This window comes from Streptomyces sp. NPDC052910 (assembly GCF_055585605.1).
The window spans coordinates 177,120-197,603 of sequence record NZ_JBVJJR010000002.1; the positions used below are offsets into that span (position 1 = coordinate 177,120).

The 20,484-nt window shown below is 74.9% G+C and carries 16 protein-coding genes; 8 read left to right on the top strand and 8 right to left on the bottom strand.

Annotation, left to right across the window (positions count from 1 at the left end):
• The 5 genes from ACZ6X9_RS06575 (at position 1) to ACZ6X9_RS06595 (ending at position 5,673) form a co-directional block, all read left to right on the top strand.
• A complete protein-coding gene (locus ACZ6X9_RS06575; protein ID WP_469776828.1) occupies positions 1–1,140 on the top strand; it encodes an amidohydrolase family protein in 1,140 nt (379 codons plus the stop codon).
• A gap of 61 nt (positions 1,141–1,201) precedes the next feature.
• Positions 1,202–1,813 carry a TetR/AcrR family transcriptional regulator gene (locus ACZ6X9_RS06580; protein ID WP_469776829.1) on the top strand — a complete coding sequence of 204 codons (612 nt, stop codon included), beginning with the start codon at positions 1,202–1,204 and terminating at the stop codon, positions 1,811–1,813.
• 243 nt (positions 1,814–2,056) lie between these two features.
• Positions 2,057–3,301 (top strand): glycosyltransferase, encoded by a 1,245-nt coding sequence (locus tag ACZ6X9_RS06585; RefSeq protein ID WP_469776830.1) that lies wholly within the window; start codon positions 2,057–2,059, stop codon positions 3,299–3,301.
• Entirely contained in the window at positions 3,298–4,548 is a 1,251-nt protein-coding gene (locus ACZ6X9_RS06590; protein WP_469776831.1) for a wax ester/triacylglycerol synthase domain-containing protein, read from the top strand. The genes ACZ6X9_RS06585 and ACZ6X9_RS06590 overlap by 4 nt, the downstream gene beginning before the upstream one ends.
• Before the next feature lie 180 nt (positions 4,549–4,728).
• Positions 4,729–5,673 carry an alpha/beta fold hydrolase gene (locus ACZ6X9_RS06595; RefSeq protein ID WP_469776832.1) on the top strand — a complete coding sequence of 315 codons (945 nt, stop codon included), beginning with the start codon at positions 4,729–4,731 and terminating at the stop codon, positions 5,671–5,673.
• A gap of 90 nt (positions 5,674–5,763) precedes the next feature.
• Here the strand turns inward: ACZ6X9_RS06595 and ACZ6X9_RS06600 are convergent, their stop codons facing one another.
• Both ACZ6X9_RS06600 and ACZ6X9_RS06605 read right to left on the bottom strand, forming a co-directional pair.
• The gene (locus ACZ6X9_RS06600; RefSeq protein WP_469776833.1) at positions 5,764–6,693 is read right to left on the bottom strand and encodes a D-alanyl-D-alanine carboxypeptidase family protein; all 930 of its coding nucleotides are present in this window, start codon (positions 6,691–6,693) and stop codon (positions 5,764–5,766) included.
• Positions 6,694–6,921: 228 nt separating this feature from the next.
• Positions 6,922–8,535, bottom strand: a complete 1,614-nt coding sequence (locus ACZ6X9_RS06605) for a phospholipase D-like domain-containing protein (protein WP_469776834.1) — start codon at positions 8,533–8,535, stop codon at positions 6,922–6,924.
• Positions 8,536–8,853: 318 nt separating this feature from the next.
• Between ACZ6X9_RS06605 and ACZ6X9_RS06610 the strand changes: the two genes are divergently transcribed.
• Positions 8,854–9,501, top strand: coding sequence for a class I SAM-dependent methyltransferase (locus tag ACZ6X9_RS06610; RefSeq protein WP_469776835.1), 648 nt, complete (start codon positions 8,854–8,856; stop codon positions 9,499–9,501).
• Positions 9,502–9,702: 201 nt separating this feature from the next.
• Here the strand turns inward: ACZ6X9_RS06610 and ACZ6X9_RS06615 are convergent, their stop codons facing one another.
• From ACZ6X9_RS06615 to ACZ6X9_RS06630, 4 genes are all read right to left on the bottom strand, one after another.
• Positions 9,703–10,284, bottom strand: a complete 582-nt coding sequence (locus ACZ6X9_RS06615; protein ID WP_469776836.1) for a GNAT family N-acetyltransferase — start codon at positions 10,282–10,284, stop codon at positions 9,703–9,705.
• 119 nt (positions 10,285–10,403) lie between these two features.
• Complete coding sequence (locus ACZ6X9_RS06620; protein WP_469776837.1) at positions 10,404–11,756, bottom strand: MFS transporter; 1,353 nt, start codon at positions 11,754–11,756, stop codon at positions 10,404–10,406.
• Positions 11,753–12,448 (bottom strand): helix-turn-helix domain-containing protein, encoded by a 696-nt coding sequence (locus tag ACZ6X9_RS06625; RefSeq protein WP_469776838.1) that lies wholly within the window; start codon positions 12,446–12,448, stop codon positions 11,753–11,755. The genes ACZ6X9_RS06620 and ACZ6X9_RS06625 overlap by 4 nt, the downstream gene beginning before the upstream one ends.
• Before the next feature lie 98 nt (positions 12,449–12,546).
• Entirely contained in the window at positions 12,547–13,695 is a 1,149-nt protein-coding gene (locus ACZ6X9_RS06630; protein ID WP_469776839.1) for an alpha/beta hydrolase, read from the bottom strand.
• A 236-nt stretch (positions 13,696–13,931) separates the two neighbouring features.
• Here ACZ6X9_RS06630 and ACZ6X9_RS06635 point away from each other — a divergent pair, with 236 nt between their 5' ends.
• Both ACZ6X9_RS06635 and ACZ6X9_RS06640 read left to right on the top strand, forming a co-directional pair.
• Complete coding sequence (locus ACZ6X9_RS06635) at positions 13,932–14,492, top strand: GNAT family N-acetyltransferase (RefSeq protein WP_469776840.1); 561 nt, start codon at positions 13,932–13,934, stop codon at positions 14,490–14,492.
• 223 nt (positions 14,493–14,715) lie between these two features.
• Complete coding sequence (locus ACZ6X9_RS06640) at positions 14,716–16,893, top strand: PIG-L family deacetylase (RefSeq protein WP_469776841.1); 2,178 nt, start codon at positions 14,716–14,718, stop codon at positions 16,891–16,893.
• 108 nt (positions 16,894–17,001) lie between these two features.
• Here the strand turns inward: ACZ6X9_RS06640 and ACZ6X9_RS06645 are convergent, their stop codons facing one another.
• Both ACZ6X9_RS06645 and ACZ6X9_RS06650 read right to left on the bottom strand, forming a co-directional pair.
• Positions 17,002–17,766 (bottom strand): thioesterase II family protein, encoded by a 765-nt coding sequence (locus tag ACZ6X9_RS06645; protein WP_469776842.1) that lies wholly within the window; start codon positions 17,764–17,766, stop codon positions 17,002–17,004.
• Between the two features lie 194 nt (positions 17,767–17,960).
• A complete protein-coding gene (locus ACZ6X9_RS06650; RefSeq protein ID WP_469776843.1) occupies positions 17,961–19,625 on the bottom strand; it encodes a GMC oxidoreductase in 1,665 nt (554 codons plus the stop codon).
• Between the last annotated feature and the right edge of the window lie 859 nt (positions 19,626–20,484).

Sequence of the window (20,484 nt, forward strand, 5' to 3'; positions counted from 1 at the left end):
GTGAGCACCGCCGTTCCGCCGCCCGCGCTGGTCGACCACCACTGCCACGGCGTGGCCCGGTCCGACCTCGGTCCGGACGCGTTCGTCTCCTTCCTCAGCGAGTCCGACGCGCCCGCCGCCCCCGGCACCAGCTTCTTCGACAGCCAGCTCGGCTACGCCGTCCGCCGCTGGTGCCCGCCGCTGCTGGATCTGGACCCGCACTGCGCGCCCGCCGAATACCTGGAGCGGCGCCGTGAGCTGGGCCCGGCCGAGACGGCCCGGCGGCTGCTCGGCGCCACCGGGATCACCGACTACGTGGTGGACACCGGCATCCCCGGTGACCTGACGTCCCCTCAGGAGCTGGCCCGGATGGGCGGTGCCGCCTGCCACGAGGTGGTCCGGCTGGAGCGGCTGGCCGAGTGCGTCGCCGATACGGCGGACGGTCCGGCGCGCTTCCTCTCCGGCGTCGCCGACGCGGTGGAGGCGGCCGCGGGGCGGGCCGTCGCCTTCAAGTCGGTGGCCGCCTACCGCTACGGGCTGGACTTCGAGCCCAACCCGCCCGGCAGGACCGAGGTGCGCATGGCGGCCGACCGGTGGCTGGCGCACCGGGCCCCGGGCGGCAAGCTGGCCGACCCGGTGCTGCTGCGCCATCTGCTGTGGTCCGCGGCCGAGACAGGCCTGCCGATCCAGTTGCACACCGGCTTCGGCGACCCCGACCTGCGGCTGCACCGCTGCGATCCGGCGCTGCTCACCGACTTCGCCCGGGCGGTCCGCCCCACCGGGTCGGCGCTGGTGCTGCTGCACTGCTATCCGTACCACCGCGGCGCCGCCTACCTGGCGCACGCCTTCCCGCATGTGTACGCGGACGTCGGCCTGGCCCTGTCGTACAGCGGAGCGCGGGCCGAGGCGGTGCTGGCCGAGGCGCTGGAGCTGGCCCCTTTCGGCAAGCTGATGTTCTCGACCGACGCCTACGGGCTGCCGGAGCTGTACGTGGTGGGGGCCGCGCTGTTCCGGCGGGGCCTGGAGCGGCTGCTGGCCGGGTGGGTGGGCGACGGCGCCTGGTCGGCGGCGGACGCCGAGCGGGTGGCGGAGCTGGTCGGGGCGGGGAACGCGCGGCGGGTGTACGGGCTGGGGCGGGCGGACGGGCCGGCCGCGCGCTGAGCCCGGCCGGCCGCGGTCGGCCCCCCGGGGTCGGTCACGCTCCGCTGTGTAAGGTGACGCTGTGACATCACCAGTCCCCGGCCGTCGGCGTCCGCTCTCCCGGGCCTTGATCGTCGCCGCCGCGCACCGGATCGCCGACGAGGACGGTCTCCACTCCCTGACGGTGCGTCAGGTCGCCCGACGGCTCGGCACCGGGCAGGCGTCCCTTTACCGGCACATCACCGACCGGAGCCAGTTGCTGGCCCTGCTGGCCGAGGACATCGCCGTACGGCTGCCGCGCCGTACGGACGGTCGTACGGGCGGGGGCGAACCCCGGGAGCGCCTTCGGGATCACTGGCTGGCGGCCCACGACCACCTGGCCCGGCACCCCTGGGCGGCCCGGGTCATCGCCGACGGCGAGCACCCGGCCGACGCGGTGACACCGTTCGCCGACGGCGCCCTCGCCGCCCTCGCCGGGGCGGGCCTCGCGCCGGAGGAGGCCGCCCGTGCCTACCGGGTCCTGTGGAACCTGCTCCTCGGCCACCTCCTCAACTCCCGCCCCACCGACCACACCCGCGCACCGCGTCGTCAGGCCGGCGACCCCCGTGCCGACTTCTCCTGGGCGCTGTCACGGCTGCTCGACGGGGTCCTGAGCGGGACGCCGGCCGGGGTGCCCGCGGGTCGACGGGTGTGAGGCGACGGTCCGCCGGCCGGCGGTGGCCCGGACCGTGGGACGCGCCGCCATCCCGGCGTCAGGCACCGGCGACCGGGCGGCGGGACCGCCTTCGCGGCCGGAAACCGCACACCTGCGCCCAGGGTGGCACCCGTGCCGTATCCGGCCGCGCGCCCCGTCGTTGTTCCGGCAGGCACACGCCTCGTGATCCGCCGGACGGTCCCGGCGGCCGGGGAGGACCCGGGAGCAGGGAAGGCCGGAACATTGCGCATCGACATCATCACCGCGGGCACCACGGGCTCCGTCGTCCCGTACACCGGCCTCGGGCACCGGCTCGTCGCCGAAGGGCACGAGGTGGAGCTCGTCACCCATGCGAAGTTCGCCGACACGGTGACCTGTTGCGGCCTGCGGACCCGCCCCCTGGAGCCGGACCCGTTCGAGGAGCTGCTCGCGGCGCACAAGACCTTCCAGGGCTCGCGCCGTTCACCGCGCGCCCTGCGCGACCTCGCGCGCGCCACCGAACGGGCGGCGGTGCGACTGGTGGACGGGATGCTCACGGCCGTCGACCCCAAGGCCGACCTCGTCCTGCTGTCCACCCTCGCCGCCCCCATCGGCCGGGTGGTGGCCCGCTACCACCGGGTGCGCAGCATGGGGGTCTTCCTCCAACCCGACGTCCCCACCTCGGCGTTCCCACCCTGCGTGTTCCCCTGGCAGCCGCCCGGGTACGCCAACCGGCTGCGGGCGCGGGCGGTCAACGCCGTGACCGACGCCCTCTACTCGGCGGCCAACCGGCGGCTGCACGCGCGGCTCGGGTTGACCTGCCGGAGCGTCCATCTGCTGCGCAGGGAACGGGAGAAGAGCCGCTGGCCGATCTGGCACGGCTACAGCCGCACGGTCGTGCCCCGGCCCCCGGACTGGCGGCCGGGGCTGCGGGTGGCCGGCTACTGGTGGCCGCACGAGTGCCCGTCCTGGCAACCGCCGCCCCTGGTCACCGACTTCCTGGCCGCCGGGCCGCCGCCGGTGTTCGTCGGGTTCGGCAGCATGATGCCCGGCGATCCGGAGCGGGTCGGGGACGTCACGGCCCGCGCGCTGCGCCGGGCCGGGCTGCGCGGCATCGTGCAGGCGGGCTGGGCCGGGCTCTCCGTGACCGGCGACGACGTGATCACGGTCGGGCCGCTGCCGCACGGCTGGCTGCTCCCCCGGACGGCCGCCGTGGTGCACCACGGCGGGGCCGGCACGACCGCGGCCGGACTGCGGGCCGGCGTGCCGGCCGTGCCGGTCCCCCACCTGACCGACCAGCCCTGGTGGGCGTCGCGCCTGGTACGCCTGGGCGTGAGCCCGGGGGCGCTGTCGCTGTCCGGGCTGACGGCCGGACGGCTGGCGGACGCGCTGTCCCGCGCGACCGGCGAACCCCGGTTCGCCGCGCGGGCGTCGGAGCTGGCGGGGCGGCTGGCCCGGGAGGACGGCGCGGGCGCGGTGGCGCGGGCGGTGGCGGCGATGGCGCCGTGACGGGGCGGGAGACCGCGGCGGGCACCCCGATGCCGCCGCTCGACGCCTGGCTGCACCGGCACCAGAGCAGCGGGGCCGTCTGTATGACGGTGGCGCTGCTGGCCCGCTTCTCGGGCCCGGCCCCGGAGCCGGACGCCCTCCGGTCGCTCGTCGGGAAGCGCTGGTCGGGGTACGGCCGGCTGCGGCTCGCCGCCGGGGGCGCGGCGCACCCGGCGTGGCCGCGGTGGACGTCCGGGGGGTGGCCCGACCTCGTCCGGCACGTCGTCGGCGCGCCGGACGGCCCGCCCGAGGAGCACGTCGCCCGGCTGCTGGCGCGGCCGCTCGATCCGGCGCGGCCGCCGTGGCGGCTGCACCTGCTGCCCGGGGCGGGCGGCGAGGACGGGTTCGCGCTGCTGCTCCGCGCGCACCACGCCCTCCTGGACGGCCGGTCGCTGCTCGCGCTCGTCCGGGATCTGCTCGACGGCCCGCCGGCCGTGCCCTTCCCCCGGCCGGCCGGCGGGGCCGTCCGGGCGCCGCGCCGCCGGCCCCTGCGCGGTCTGGCCGATCTGCTGCCCCGGGCGCGGCCGCTGCCGTTCCACGGTCCGGTGGACGCCCGCCGGGCCGTGGCCTGGCGCCGTGTCACCGGCGCGGAGCTGGAGGGCGCCCGGGACGCGCTGCCCTCGGGGCGCGCCTCGGCCAACGCCGTGTTCCTGGCGGCCGCCGCCGGGGCGCTGCGGGCGGCGGAGGCGACCGGGCGGCTGCCGTTCCTGCCGGGCGTGTGCGCGATGGTGCCGGTGGACGTCCGCCCGGCCGGGGAGCCGGTGGAGCTCGGCAACCACTACGCCACGGTCCGCGTCCCGCTGCCGGCGGCCGGCGGGGCGCGGCGGCGGCTGGCCGCGGTGGACGGCTTCACCCGGCGGGCGGCGCCGCGCGAACGGGCCCGGGCGCAGGCGCTGGCCGTGGCGGCGGCGCCCCGGCGGCACTCGCCGCTCACCGACGCGCTGGGCCGTTACGTGGACTCGCCGCTGTACGCGTCGGTGCTGTGCAGCAGTCTGACGGAGCGCACCGGTCCGCTGGCCCTGGGCGCGGCCCGGCTGACCGGGCTGTCGCTGCTGCCGCCGCTGAGTCCGGGACATCCGCTGGCGATGACCATGACCCGGGACACGGCGGGCGCGACGCTCGCGGTGATCGCCGATCACGGTCACCAGGGGCTCGCCGGGCGGCTCGCCGGTCTCCTCCACGGCGAGATCCGCGCGCTGGGCCGGTGACGGGCCGGGTCGCACCGGCCCCGGGACGCCCGTCAGGAGTAACGTCCTCCTATCGGCTCTCGTTCCTCTGGTGTAAGACACCCATTCCCCTGGTGATGGCACCACGAGATCCCGGCCGCGCGGGGCGCGGGGACGCTTCCCGGACGCGCGGCCACGATCGTGAAACGGAGACCGGCTCTGATGACGCCTACCGCACTCTCGGAAGAGGTCATTCCGCTTACATACGGCGGTTTCGGGTACAGCGGCCGGATCATCCACCACCCGGCGCCGCGGATCGCGCCCGTCGTCCTGGTCGGAGGCGCCTTCCAGCACCAGGGGGGCTGGGGCAGGCTGGAGCGGATGCTCCTGGAGTCCGCCAGCGTCGTCACCGTGGACCTGCCCGGCTGGGGCACCTCCGACCGGCTCCCGGCCCACCACGGCATCGACTTCCTCGCCGGCGCCCTCGACCGGCTGCTCGCGACGATCGCCCCCGGCCCGGTGAACGTGGTGGGCGCCTCCTACGGCAGCGCGGTGGCCCACGAGTGGGTGCGCCGGAACCCCGGGCGGGTCGAGCGGCTGGCCCTGGTGGGCACCATGGCCCGGCTCACGGACCACGTACGGGCCAAGGTGGAGCTCACCATCCGGATGCTGGAGCGGGGCAGTCACGCGGAGTTCGTGGACCAGGTCATCGGCACCATGGTCTGCCGGGACCCCCGGATCACCGTCGCGCGCCGGCCCGCGGTGATCCGCTGCCTCACCCAGGCCCTGAACCAGTTGACCACCGAGGGCGTGGACAAGTACCGGGAGAACTCCCGGCGGTTGCTGGACCACGCCGAGCCGCCCGGCGGCCCGGCGGTGGAGGTCCCGGTCCTGGTGACGACGGGCGAGCACGATCCGCTGACCACGCCCGCCCTCAGCCGCGAGGTCTCGGCCCGGTGCCTGGACGCCCGGTTCACCGCGTTCAAGGACGCCGACCACCTCGTCCACCTGGAGCGCCCCACGGAGATCGTCGACCTCCTGCTGCGCTTCTTCGGCGGAGAACCGCTGACCGGTCTGGACTACTGCCATCCGGTGGAGCGCCTCGGGCTCCGGAACCGTGCCGCCGTGGCGCGGACCCCGCTGCCCTCGCCCCGCGCCGGTGGGTGAGGGAACGGCCGGGAAGGGCGGGGAAACAGTGAAACGGTCCGACGTCCCCTCGGGGAGGCCGGACCGCTCGTCGTAGGGGCGCGGGCGCGGTCAGTCCTCGTGGGCCGCCGCGGGGAGCCGCCGCAGCTTCAGCGGGGTGCGCGTGTGGTACGCGTAGTCCAGCATCTTCGCGGCGTCCGGGTAGCGGCTCGCCGCGTCGTCCAGGACGACCCCGACGACCGTCCGGCCGCTTCGCCGGGCCGAGAAGACCAGGCAGGGCCCCGAGGCCCGGGTGGAGCCGGTCTTGACGCCGAACACACCCTCGTAGGAGCCGAGCAGCTTGTTGGTGTTGTACCAGGTGTAGCGGCGGTTGACGTTGAGCGCCTTCTGCTGGGTGCTCATCGCGCTGGTGACCGTGGTGAACGTGCTGTTCCGCAGGGCGTGCCGGGTGAGCGCGGCCAGGTCGCGCGGGGTCGAGTAGCCGCCGCCCGCGGTGATGCCGTCGAACGAGTCGAACCGGGTGTTCCGCAGGCCGAGCGCCGCCGCCTCGGCGTTCATCCTCGCGACGAACGACGTCGTCCGCGCGGCCTCGTCGGGCCCGCTGCCGAGGGCGTCCGCCAGGGCGTAGGCGGCGTCGCAGCCGGAGGGCAGCATCAGGGCGTACAGGAGCTGGCGCACGGTGAGCTTGTCGCCGGTCCGCAGGTCGGCCGTGCTGGCGCCGTGCCGGGTGACGTAGTCGCGGTACGACTGCTTGACCGTGACCTGCCGGTCGAGGTCGGCGGGGCGCCCGTCGAGGACCACCACCGCCGTCATGATCTTGGTGGTGCTGGCGATCGGCCGCCGGACGTCGGCGGCCTTGCTCCACAGCGCCTTGCCGCCGGCGCCGTCGAGCAGGAACGCGCCCTTGGCGCCGACGCCCGTGGGGCCGTCGGCGGCGTCGGCCGCGGTCGGGACTGCGACGGCCAGGGCCGCGCCGGCCGAGAGGACGACGGCCAGAGCCGCCGCCCGGCGGCGCGCCGCGCTTCCCCCATGTCGTGCCATGGAAACTCCAGGATTGCTCACTGATCGGTTCGGGAAGAGCGCATGGTCGCACCTCGCGGCGCGCGACGGGAAATCGCATCACGAACGAGTGAGGGATGGATGCGTTCACTTGTTCGGCTGCCGAACTCGCTTGGCACATAAGGGAGTTGCGGGGAACCACACAGCGGGGCCCCGGCGGTACGGCCGGGGCCCCTGGGGCTGTCGGGGAGGTGGCGGGACCTCCGCGGGTCAGAGCGAGCAGACGCCCCGCCGGTAGTCGACGGTCGCGGTGTCCTGGGCGTACTCCCACTCGGGCGCGAGCAGCTTCTCGTCGAGCTGACCGGCGGCGGCGCGGTCCTCGACGATGTAGCCGAAGTCCTGGAGCCACGACGGGTAGAGGTTCTTGGACCCGATGTAGAACGCCGAGCCGTCCACGGACACCAGCTTGTGGTGCAGCGGGTACGCGTGCCCGTCGGCCCACTTGGCGCTCTTCGCGCTCCGGAAGCTCGCGAGCTGGACGTTGGAGCACAGGGCGTTCTTCGCCTGGTCCCGGCCGCCGGTGACGAGGGCCAGCCGGTTGCGGAGGACGTCGCTGATCTCCGTCAGGGACTTGATCTGCGAGTAGCCGCCGCTGCCCACGGCGCCCCGGTTGGCCGGGTCGCTGACGACGATGCGGACCTTCACCCCGGCCGCGATCTTCGCGGCGAGGGCGTCGTAGAGCCGGATGTCGTACTTGGCGATGGGCGGGCAGGTGGCGTTGAGGTCCTGCTGGGAGATCTCGACGTGCTTCTCCGCGCTGCCCACCAGCGCGCGCAGGGCGCTCTCCTCCGGGTTGACCGTGTCGTAGTCGCGGTCGGCGTTGGTGTTGTCGTGCAGGCCGATCACGCACTTGGTGTCGGAGGCGGTCGGCAGCTCGGGCCGGTACGCGGACGTGGTGTCCCGGTCCTTGATGCCGACACCCAGGCCGCCCACGGCGATCACGGGGACGTCGCCGGTGGGCGCGGCGGGCCGCGGGTTGGCCTCCTTCTCCAGGTCGGCCATGCAGGACGCGCCGTCGGAGGCGGCGAACCAGACACTGGCGACATCGCCCTTGTTGCGGCAGGTCCAGCCCCAGAGGGTGTCCAGGTAGCGGCCGGCGGTGGAGGCGGCGGGACCGGTGAGGGCGAGGTCGACGTCGGTCACCGGGTGGGTGGTGTCGACGTAGTCGTTCTTCCAGTCGTTGATGCCGCCCGTGATCGCCGACTCGCCGTCCACCACGAGGAGTTTGGAGTGGTTCCAGGAGAAGGCGGTCTTGGAGGTGGTCATGGAGGCCACGTTCAGCGTGACCGCGTCCGCGGCGGGGCCGAGCTTCGCGCGGAGGTCGTCCCGGTAGGCCGAGGGGCGGACGTTGAGGTGGTAGACCGGGGCGGCGCCGACGAGGACGCGGACGCGGGGCTTGTGACCGGCGGCCACCGACGCCTTGAGGCCGGCCGCGATGGCGTCCTGGAAGGCGCCGTCGGGGAACGGCGCGAGGGTGGAGATGTCCACCGTCCGCCGCGCCCGGGCGATGTTCTCGGTCATCTTGGCGAGCAGCCGCTTGGTCCCGGGGCGCTCGGCGCAGTCGGCGTCACCCCAGCAGCCGGGGGTCTGGAGCAGCCAGTCCGAGGAGTCGGCGGCGGAGGAGTCGAGCCGGTTGCCCGCGGTGCGCTGCCAGACGTCGCCCTCCAGGCCGGGGGACACCTGGCGCAGGGTCCGCTCGACGGCGTCGAGGTGCGGGGTGCCGGGAGCGTCTCCGGCGGCGAACGCCGGACCGGCCGGCAGGAGGGCGAGGAGGGCGGCGGAGACCGACGCGCTGCGGGTGAGGCGGTGTAAACGGCGGAGCAAGGGTGCGTCCTTCGACGGGTGAACCGGGGAATGGGTGGTCAAAAACCAGTTGACGTCCGTACGTTCGGGATGCGTACGGAAGATCGACTTCTCAGAAGTTACCAGGCGCCTCGACGGCCCGACAGCGGGTCACCGCGACGGCGCCCGGCGGGTCTCGCGCGGGACGCGGGCACGGCCGCCACCTCGGCCCTCCCTGCGTTTTGCCGTTTCCGCAACAAGGTTTGCCCGCCGGTCCGGCCTGCGCCGACCATGGCGGCACGCGGGCGCCACGAGGGCGCCGGCTCCGCGGACGACGCGGCGACGAGGGAAGGACCACCCATGACGGACACCCGCCCGGAGCCCACTCCGGAAGCGTTCTGGGAGGAGTTCTACGGGCGCGGCGACCGCGTGTGGAGCGGTCGGCCCAACCCACTGCTGGTCAGGGAGGCGGCGGGACTCACACCGGGCACCGCCCTGGACCTCGGGTGCGGCGAAGGGGCCGACGCGATCTGGCTGGCCGGGCGGGGCTGGCGGGTCACCGCCGTCGACATCTCCGCGACCGCGCTGGAGCGGGGCGCCGCGCACGCCGCCGCGGCGGGGGTCGCCGACCGGATCGAGTGGCAGCGGCACGACCTGGGCGCGTCGTTCCCCGCGAGCCCGGAGAGCGGCTACGGCCTCGTGTCCCTCCAGTTCCTGCACTCCCCCCTGGGCCTGCCGGTCGAGCGCGTCATCCGGTCCGCCGGGGCGGCGGTGGCGCCCGGCGGCGACCTGCTCTTCGGCGGCCACGCCCAGAGCCCGTCCTGGAAGCGGGACGCCCACGCCCACCTGCACCTGCCCACCGCGGACGAACTCCTCGCGGCACTGGGCCTGCCGTCGCCGGACTGGCGCGTCGAGGTCCGGGAGTCGCTGCGGACGGAGGCGACCGGGCCGGACGGCGAGGCGGGATTCCACATGGACCACGTCCTGCGCGTCCGGCGCCTGCGCTGACCGGCGAGGGGGCGGGTGGTGCCCCGCCCGGCACGGAGGGCGGGGCACCACCCGACGTCTACCCGCCCGGCGCCGGGCCATGGCCCGGTGGTCGGATCCCACTCCGGGCGGACCCCACTCCGGGCGGGGCACGGCGGGCGGGGCCGCCTTTCGCCCCTCCCCCACCCCCGGCCGCCCACCCGGTGACCCGGTGACCCGGTGTCAGCCTCTCGCCCCGGACGCCGTCCTCGCCGCCCTGGCCGCGCGCCACTCCGGAGCGAGCACCGACCAGATCTCCTCGTCGTGCCGCTCCCCCCGGTAGGCAAAGCTCTCGCGCAGCACGGCCTCCCGCGTCATGCCGAGCCGGCGGGCCACGGCGATGCTGGGCGCGTTTCCGGCCGAGACCCACCACTCCACACGGTGGATGCCGCGCTCCTCCACCGCCCAGTCGACGATCGCGCGCACCGCCCGGGTGACCAGCCCCCGGCCCACCACGGCCGGTTCGAGCCAGCACCCCGCCTCCGCGACACCCTGCCCGACGTCGAACCGCCGGAAGATGACGGCACCCACCAGTCGGCCCTCCGTCCGGATTCCGAAGATCCGTCCGGTGTCGGCGGCGGTCCGCTCGGCGTACGTCCGCAGGAACGCCTCGGCGGACTCCAGGTCCTTGACGACGTCGGGCAGCCCGTTGTGCCGCCCGATGAACTCCCTCCCCCGGTCCATGTGGGCCAGGAACTCCTCGGCCTGCCACGGTTCCAGCGGTCCGAGTTCGGCGCCGTCGTCACCCAGGGACATCGCGAACATCGCGGCCTTCCTTCATGATCGGATCCTGCGGGGCGGAGGGATCGTCTCACGGCCCCGGACGGACCCCGGCGCCGGTGACCGTGCGGGCCGACGGGCGCGCCCCGGTACCGCCGCTCCCGCTACTCCCGGCGGACCGGCGCCGGCTCCTCGCGGGCGGCGCCCCCGGTCCGTCGTCCCCCGCCCGCCGGCCCCGCCTGTTTCGCCTCCCGCCACTCGCGTCGCACCCCGCCCGTCACCACCGCCGTGACGTGGACCGCCCCGGCCGCCAGCAGCGTCGGTGCCAGGCCGGTGACGGCGAGCAGGGCGCCGGCCGCCAGACCGCCGAAGGGGATGCCGGCCCAGGCGAGGGCGGCGGTCAGGGCGCGGACCCGGCCGAGGAGCGGGCGGGGGACGCGTTCGTAGGAGATGGCGCTCAGGATCGGGTTGAGGAAACCCGCGCCGAGGCCGCCGGTCGCGAAGACGACGGCCACCAGCCACAGCGGTGCGTCGAGGGCGAGGACCAGATAGCGGGGGGTGTCGCTGAGCAGGTAGCCGGTGAAGAAGACCAGGCGGCGGCGGAGCCGGTGGGCGACGGCGGCGGCGGTGAGACCGCCGAGCACCGCGGTGGCGCCGAAGAGGCCGTTGACGAGTCCGATGACGGCCGGTCCGCCGCCGGACTCCCGGGCCCAGACGGGGACCAGGACCTGGGCGAAGGCCGCGCCGAGGAAGTTGCCGACGCCGACGACGGCGCAGACGGCGAGCAGGAGGGGGTCGCCGCGCAGGAAGGCGAACCCCTCGCGCAGCCGGTGCCCGTAGCCGGGCTCGGGCGGGTCTCCGGTGCGCGGGGCGGCGGCCGGGCGTCCCATGCCGGAGGGGAGTACCAGTGCGATGACCACCGAGCCGAGGGCGAAGCAGCCGGCGGTGGCGATCAGGGCCGTCAGCGGGCCGACCAGGGCCACCAGGGCGCCGCCGGCCGCGGGTCCGACCGTCGCGGCGAACTGTTCGACGACGCCCGCGAGGCCGGTGGCCCGCTCCAGCCGCAGGCCGCCGCGGTCGGCGGCCTCCGGGACCATGACGTCGCGCGCCAGGTCGCCCGGTCCGCGGACGGCGCCGATGACGGCGACGAGGACGAGCAGCAGCCAGAAGCGCAGGACGCCGAGGGCGTGGCAGAGCGGGATCAGGGCTGCGGCGGTCGCGCTGAGCGAGTCGGCCGTCCAGCAGACGACGCGCGGTCCTGCGCGGTCCACGAGCGGTCCGGTGAGGGCCTTCACCACGACGTAGGGCGCCAGTTCGCAGAAGGCGACGAGTCCGGTGCGGGTGGCGCTGCCGGTGGTGACGAGCACGAACCAGGGCAGGGCGATGGCCGAGACCCGGGTGGCGGTGAGGGCGACGGCCGTGGACGCCAGCACGCCGACGAGGGGGCGGGCGCCGGTGCGCGCCGCCCGGCGGCGGTTCGCGCCCCGGCGGGCGCGTGCCGCGGGAACGCCCGTCACGACCGCTCCGGTTGCCCGGCCGGCCGCTCCGGCCCGCCGCCCGGTTCCGCGCCCGTCTCCCCCGGCCCGGCGCTCTGCCCGGGGTCGGGCAGGACGTGCAGGACGACCTTGACCTGCTCGGCGCCGGCGGGCGCGGCGCCCTCCGCGCCCGGGGCGAAGCGGCGGTAGCTGGCCAGCACGGCCCGAAGTTCCGCCGACAGTTCGGCGGTCTCCCCGGGGGTGAGCCGCAGCAGCCAGTCGCTCGTCTCCAGCACGTCGCGCCACGGCCGGGGCATGGACGGAGCCCGTTCCAGGGCCACTTGGGTGTGCAGCGCGTGCATGCCGGCGACGGAGCCGCGGAACGCCGCCGCGGCCTCCGGCTCCTCGTCGTAGAGGCTCTTGTCGCGGAGCCACGTCGTCTCGTGCGCCGCGCGCCACCAGCGTTCCCGCGCGTTGCCGCGCTCGCCGTCCTCGGCCACGAACCCGGCGGCGGCGAGCTGTCGGAGGTGGTAGCTGGTCACCCCCGACCCGACGCCCAGGTCCTGGGCGAGCCGGGTGGCGGTGGACGGGCCGTGCGTGCGCAGCAGGCCGACCAGCCGGACGCGGAGGGGATGGGCGAGGGCGCGGAGACCCTTGGCGTCCAGCACCACGTCCGTCTCGGGATCCGGCCCCAACCTGTCGGATGCGGCCGGAAGTTCACTCTCATCTGCCATGAGTGGGCACTCTAGACCGCCAAGAGTTCTTCGCAAAGAGGTTTTCGCGAAGGACTCTTGGCGGTTTCGGATTCGGGGCGGACGTACCGTCGGCACCGTCAGCGGACGGCGGCGTAGGCGCCCAGCGCGATCTCGGCGCAATGACGCAGCGATTCCGTGCCGGGCGCGAGGTAACCGGTGTGGCCGTGGGCGCCCGCCGAGGAGACGGGACGGGCACCGAACGCCGCCGACGTGGGGTCGGTTCCGTGACCGAGGCCGAACAGTTCGACGTTGGGGACGTTCCCGATCCAGTCGGCGGCATTGCGGCGGACCGCCCACACCCGGGCCGCCGTGCGCAGCCCGGCGGCGGAGGCGGCGCGGACGCCGGGGCTGCCCAGGACGACGAGGTCCGTCGCCTCGCCGCGGCCGATGGCATGGGCGGCCAGGCCGCAGACCACCGAGCCGTAGCTGTGGCAGAAGACGGCCGGCGCGGCGGCTCCGGTGGCGGCCAGCCCGGCGAGAAAACGGTCCAGCCGGGGCGCGCCCGCCTCGGCGAGCCGGCCGGTGGCGGCGTCCGGGCCGACGCCGACGGGGGTGGTGTAGCCGGCCCACGCGACGACGGCGGTGGGGGTGCCGGGGGCCTGCCGGGCCATCTCGGCGCGCAGCGACCGGGCCATGCCGGCCGGCGTGCCGTACGGGTCGGTGCGCCGGTCGAACGACGACAGGTCGATGTCGGAGCCGGGGACGACGACGGCCGTCCGCCGGGCCGCGGCCAGGTCGCCGTACACCTCGGCGAGCTGGCCGCGCCCGCGCGGGTCGAAGGCCAGGATCCGCCGCCCGGGGGCGAGGAGTTCCCGGTAGCGGTCGGCGAGGGCGCGGGCCTCCGCGCGCTCGTGGCGCGGGAGGGAGGGGTCGGCGGCCTCCCGGAGCCGCCCGGCGCGCTCGGCGGCGAGGGCGCGGCGGTTGGCCGCGTAGCGCAGGGCCGGCGGGGCACCGTCCAGGTTGCCGACGACGAGGGGGTGGCGGGTCGCGAGCCGCTGCCGGGCGTCCTCCGTCAGTCCCGCGAAGAAGCGGGCGACCTCGGCGGGCGCGGCGGTGGCCGGGTCGGGCAGCGTGCGGTGGAGGGAGTGGTCCGCGCGCCAGGCGGCGGTGCCGGGCGGCGGGCCGGTGACCGCGGCCTCGCGGTGGGCGGCGGCCCAGCCGGCCGTTCCCGCGACCACGGTCGTCGTGAGCGCGACGGCGGCCAGGGTGCGCTTGAAGCGGTGCATGTCGGTGCGTTCTCCCTCGTTCCGTGCGGTGCGAGGGGACGGTAAGAAGACGGTGTCCGGGCGGGCGTCACCCTCCGGAGCCAACTCGGGAGTGATACCGGGGTAGGGGGTGGCGCACGGTACGCGGGACGGCGCGAAGGCACAGGACGCGGAGACACAGGAGGGTCCGCCCGCCCCCCGCCCGTACTCCGGGCGCCCGTTCGCCGTCGGGAGCCGGGCCGTCCTACGCTACGGGGATGATCATCGAACCCCGTGCCGTCGCGCCCGGCGTCGTCCTCCGCCTCGTCACCCCCGACGACGCGGCGGACCTGGCCCGGGCGTACTCCGAGAGCCGCGAGCATCTGCGCCCCTGGGAGCCGCGCCGGGCCCCGGAGTTCTTCACCGCCGAGGGCCAGGCGGCCCGGCTGGCCGAGTTGACGGAACTGCGCCGGGCGGGGCGGACGGTCCCCTGGGTGCTCGACGACGAGCGGGCGGGCATCGTCGGCGTCGTCAATCTGAGCAACGTCGTACTGGGCGCCTTCCGGAGCGGTTCGCTCGGCTACTGGATCGCGGCGGGCCGGACCGGGCGGGGGCTGGCCACCGCGGCGGTGACGGCGGTATGCCGGGCCGCCGGCGACGAACTCGGGATGCACCGGGTCGAAGCGGGCACGGTGACCGCCAACCTGGCGTCCCAGCGGGTCCTGGCGAAGTGCGGTTTCGAGCGGATCGGCACCGCGAGGAAGTACTTGCACATCGACGGCGCCTGGCGTGACCACTACCTCTTTCAGAGGATTCTGCACGACCGCGAACCGCACTGACCCCAGGGCTTCTCAGCCGCCTCACAGCCATTCCCCGTGCTCACGACACCCGATCGCATCGCAATCTATGGTTCGCCGAAGCACGGCTGTTACATGACAGTCGGAAAACCGCGCCCCACGAGTCGTAAGATCTTACGGTCAACTAAGGGGGGTTGGTTCGACTTTGTCCGACATGTCCGCGTTTGCTCAGCCGCGCTTTGGGCGCAGGAGATGGGAGACCCCTGTGCCGGGGCGAATATCACGACTGTCGCGCCGCCAACTGCTCCAGGTCGGTGGCGCGGGCCTGGTCGTCGGGACGGGCACGGTCGGGGCCTGGCAGTGGCTGGCCCCCGGTTCGGCGCAGGGCAGCGGCCACGAGGACGAGTTCCCCGTGCAGCCGGCGAAGGTCGTGACGACCGAGTCGTTCGTGCACATCATCGCGCACCCGGACGACTCGCTGTACTTCATGAACCCGGAGCTGGAGCGTTCCATCCGGAGCGGCGCCCCGACCGTCACCGTGTGTCTCACCGGCGGTGAGTCGGACGGCCGCAACGCCCTGTCGCAGACGCCCGGGTACGGGAAGCTGCCCATGCGGCGGCCGGAGTTCGTCCGCGCGCGCATCAACGGCCTGCGCGAGGCGACCGCCCAGATGGCCACCGGCGACTGGCTCAGCCCCTGGCGGGTGGAGACGACGACGCTGATCCCCGGCTTCGAGGCGGAGCTGCACACGCTCAAGGCGGCCCCCCAGGTCCAGCTCATCTTCCTGGAGCTGGTGGAGGCCCGGTTCATCCGGGTGCCGCGCAAGGAGAGCCTGCGCGGGCTGTGGCTCGGGGTGACGCCCAGGCTGACGACGCTCGTACCGGCCCACAGTCCGGTCAAGCGCACGTACCTGTACGAGCGCCGGCACGTCATCGACTCGCTGGTGGCGGTGCTTGACCGGTACCGGCCGACGGTCGTCCGCACGCTGGACCCCAACCCGACGCACCGGGCGGTCCAGCAGCAGTTCCCCGGCGTGCCGCACGAACTGGCGGGCATATCCCACTACGACCACCAGGACCACACCACCTCCGCCCATTTCGCCCAGGCGGCGCTGGCCGAGTACTGGGGACGGCGGCACAGCCGTCCCACGGCGGTCGAGAACTACGTCGGCTACGAGGTCTCCCTCCTGCCGTCCAACCTCGACGCGGCCACCACCCGGCACAAGGTGAAGATCCTCGACACCTACGGCTGGGCCGACGGCAAGGACTGCGGCGACCCCGCCGGCTGTGGCGACCGCAAGGTCGGCGCCCGCTCCAAGGACGTCCGCTGGTCCGACAACCTCCGCTACCGGGCGCCGGGCACCCAGCGCTGGGTGCAGCCGCTGCCCGACGGCCGGCTCGCGGCCTTCGCGCTGCTGGACGGCGCCGTGCACTGCTGGACCGAGACCAGGCCCGGGACCGGCGCCTGGTCCGGGCCGGTCAAGGTGGGCGGGTCGATGCTGGAGGGGCAGGTGGAGGTCCTCCGGCACGCGGACGGCACGCTCCAGTTGTTCTCCGTCCGCACGGTGTTGCCGACGCGGGGCACACCGCACCACCGGGAGGTCGTCACCGCCCGGCAGAACGGCAGGCCGCGCCCGGGAGCCGTCCCGTCCTTCGGGAACTGGGAGTCCCTCGGCTCCCCCGAGGCGGACCCCGAGCGGTCGATGGAGGTCGGCTACCCGGTGACCGTCGCGGACAAGGACGGCAGGGTCTTCCTCTTCGTCCGCGACTGGGCCGGCGGCCTGATGTTCCGCACCGGCGAGGGCGGCGAGGACTGGTCGGACTGGGAGCACCTGGAGTCGGACGGGGACCGGCCGCCGGCCGTCCTGGACGGGCTGGACGCCGCGCTGGACGACCGGGGCCGCGTCCACGTGGTCGCCGCGGACGCCAAGACCGTCTACCACTGGATGTCCGAGGGCGACGGCGAACCGCCGCAGCCCACCGGGGCGACCCGGCTGCCCACCGCGAGCGGCCCCCTGTCGCTGGCCTCCTACCCGGGCGGCGGCATGCGGCTGGTCACCCGGCAGCCCGGCACCGCGCGGGTGCTGGTCGCCGAGCGGCCGGGGGACGGCTCCTGGCGGGTGACGTCCGAACTGCCGGAGATCGGCGGGTACGGCCGGGTGGCCCTGGCACAGGACGGCCGGACGGTCGTCCTCGCCGCCCGCGACACCCGGGGCCGGGTGCGGCTGTCGAAGGGCTCGGGGCGTCCCGGACCCTGGCAGGGCGGTGGTGTGACGTACCGGGCGACCCCTGGTGTCGCACGGGACGCGCGGGGCCGGACGACGGTCGTCGTCGTGGGCATGGACGGCAAGCTGAGCAGTGCGCGCACCCAGCCGTCGGGCAAGTACCCCTTCACGGCCTGGACCGGGCAGGACGGCCGGTCGCAGGGCGGCATGTCGGCGTGACGGCCGTCACGGCGAGCGTGGCGCCGCCCGTCCCGGTCCGGGGCGGGCGGCGCTTTCGTCTCTTCCCGGGCGGCCCCTCGGCCGGCCGCCGCAGCGGACCCGTGCTTCTCAGACGCCCCGCAGCCGGTCCGCGATCACCCGCACCACGGCGTCCTGGTGCTGGTTCAGGTAGAAGTGACCGCCGGTGAGGACACGGAGGTCGAAGGAGGCCTCGGTGTGGCCGGCCCAGGCCGCCGCGTCGTCCACGCTCACCTTGGGGTCCGCGTCGCCGGTCAGCGCGACCACGGGGCACCGCAGCGGCGGCCCGGGCTCGTAGCGGTAGGTCTCGGCGGCGTGGTAGTCCGCCCGCAGCACCGGAAGGATCATGCGGACGAGCTCCTCGTCCTCCAGCACCTGGGCGTCGGTGCCGCTCAGCCGCCGGGTCTCGGCGAGGATCCCGTCGTCGTCCCGGAGGTGGACGGTCTCCTCGCGGGGGACCGACGGCGCGCGGCGGGCGGACGCGAACAGGGCGGTCGCGACGATGCCCTTCTCCCGCTCGAAGCGCCGGGCCACCTCGAAGGCGACCGAGGCGCCCATGCTGTGCCCGAAGAAGGCCAGCGGCCGGTCCGCCCAGGGCAGCAGCATCGCGAACACCCGGTCCGCGAGCTCGGGGACGGTGTCGATGAGCGGCTCGTGCCGGCGGTCCTGGCGGCCGGGGTACTGGACGCACAGCACGTCGGCGAAACGGGGCACGGCCCTGGCCATCGGGTAGTAGAAGGTGGCCGAGCCACCGGCGTGCGGCAGGCAGACCAGCCGGACGTCGGCGTCCGGACGCGGGTCGAACCTGCGTATCCACTGGGCGTTCTCGTCGGTGCTGACGCGGACGTCGTTCACGAGCGGGTCTTCCTTCCAGGGCCTGCCGGGCGGTGCCGCGGACTGCTGGACACCAGGGTGGCATGTCCGCGTCCTCCGACCGGCCGGTCGGGTACGGCCGGGTCAGACGTGCCCCGCCGAGGTCCGCCCCACACCTGATGCGGCGAGCGTCACGTCCCCCGGGACCGTGCCGCCCGCCGCCGCCCGACGCCCCGTCAGCGGCCCGCGGACCGCGCCACGTCCTCCCGGACGACACGTTCGGCGTTCCGCTCCGCCAGCGCGGTGATGGTCAGGAACGGGTTGACGCCCAGCGACCCCGGGATCAGCGCGCCGTCGGTGACATAGAGGCCCGGGTGGCCGGGGATCCGGCCGTACGCGTCGGTGGCCCGGCCGAGCACACAGCCGCCGAGGGGGTGGTAGGTGAAGTCGTCGGCGAACGCCTTGGCGCGGGGGCCGAAGAGGTCGTGGCGGTAGTCGGTGCGGTTGGCCCGGTTGACGCGGTCGAAGAAGGAGCGGGCCGCCTCGACGGAGGGGCCGTTCTGGTCCCGCGTCCAGCGCAGCCCCATCCGGTCCGTGGCCCGGTCGTAGACGAAGGTGCCGCGCTCGGGGTTGCGGGTGATCGCGATGTAGAGGCTGATCCAGGTCTCGGTGCCCGCCGGCACCGGGGTGATCTCGGCGAAGACCGGGTGCCGCGGATCGCCCCAGGCGTCGAGGCCGAGGGCGGGGACGGTCGACTGGTGGCAACCGGTGGGATCGGTGAGGTGGTTGGCGCGCGCGGCCATCACGTTGCCGTTCGGTCCCCAGCCCCGGCCGATCTCGGGGCCGAGGTCGGGCAGCGCGCCGGTCTCCCGGGCGCGCAGCAGCAGTTCGGTGGTCCCGAGGCTGCCGGCGCCCAGGAACAGGTGGCGGCAGCCGATCTCCTTGACGGCGGTCCGGCGGCCGGACTCGTCCGACCGCTCCGCCGTCACGACGTAACCGCCCGCCCTCCGGCGGCGGATGGACCGCACCCGGTGCAGGCTCGCGATCGTGACGCGGCCGGTGCGCAGGGCGGCGGCGAGGTAGGTCTTGTCGAGGGACATCCGGCCGTGGTTGTTGCCGTAGATCAGCTCGCCGGCCAGCGCGGAACGGGGAGCCGTACCGTCCGCCTCCCTCCGCATGTGCCGGAAGTCGTAGACGTTGTCGAGGAACACCGGCCGCACTCCGGCCCGCGCCGCCTGCTCACGGGCCACACGGGAGTACCGGTACCACTCCGTCCTCTCGAACCACGCGCGGTCCACGCCGTTGACGCGGAGCATGGCGCGGGCGCGCGGGAAATACCGGCGGTACATCTCCCCCGCGTCCACGCGCGGGAGCATCTCCTGGAGGTACGCGCGGCGGGGCGCGACCGCCATGCCCCCGTTGACGAGCGAGCCGCCGCCGACGCCGCGTCCGGCGTAGACGGCCATGGACCCGAAGTCGACCCGGTCGAGCACTCCGGCGTACGGATCGACCTTCCGGTCGACGACGTCGAGCCACAGGAAGGATCCCAGCGGCGCCGCGGTCCGGGTCCGGAACCAACTGGACCGCCGGTCGGGGTCGAGCATTCCGCAGAACACCTTGCCGTCACTCGCCGGCCGGTTCCACCACCGCCCCATCTCCAGCATCAGCACCCGCACCCCGGCCTCGGCGAGCCGTAACGCCGTGACGGCGGCCCCGTATCCGGTCCCGACGACGACGGCCGGAACGTACGCCCCGTCCCGCACCGCCTCCGGGGACTCCGCGGCGGCGGCGCGGGCGCCACCGGACAGGATCTCCCCGCCGAGAGCCGCGGCCCCGAGCGCGAGCCCACCGCCGAGCAGCCGACGGCGGGACGGGTGGTGCTGATGGTGCTGGATCGACATGGATACACCTCACCTCTCCGAGGCCCACCGGATGGGACGAACGTCGGGGCCCCGAACGCATGCAAACAGAAGATGCCCCGGAGGTAAGGGAGTTGTGGCGTGACGAGCTGTGATTCAAGCGATCCGCTTGACGGTCGTCCCCGGCCTGCGGTACTGGCACCACGCCCTGTTGCCGTCACCCCTCGCATGACGAGAGGGAACGGAAGGAACACGGAGAGAACTCCGTCGCGGGGCCGTCCGCCGATGCGTACGCTCGTTCCCGTGAACCTTGGGGAAAAGACGGCGCGCGCCGCTTGACGTGGATCAGGCTGCGGTAGGCGCCGGCTCGGGCGCGGGGGAACCGTGAACGGGATCCGCGGCCGCGGCCGTTGCGGAGGAGTCTTCCCGTCCGGTGAGAGAGGGGCCGCCGGGCCCTGCCGGCGCTCGGCGCCGTCTCCGGCTCCTGAGGTGGCGGAGTTCCCGCGTCGGCGGTAAACCCTCGCGGCTCGCGGGGAGTCACTGCGGGTGAGGGCATACGGCGGGTGACGGTCACCCCGCCCGGCCACGACCGGGGGCGCACTGGTGCAGGCTGGTGGTACTGGTGGGCCGCGTGGGGTTCACGGTCGGTGGCCGGGCGACTGGCGCGTCGTCTCCCGAGGGCGTCGGAAGACGCCCGGGAGACGTTCGGGAGACTTCGGGACACTCCGGGAGAAGGGGAGAACGGGATGAGTGACGAATGCGACCACGAGTGGGTCCTGTGGAGCGGTGCCAGCCGCTGCCGCAAATGCGGCACGACGCAATGGTCCGGCTGGCCCGGCACATGAGGGGCCGCCAAGGGCACGGGTACGGCGTGCCCTGACACCCGCGGGCGCGCGCCGGG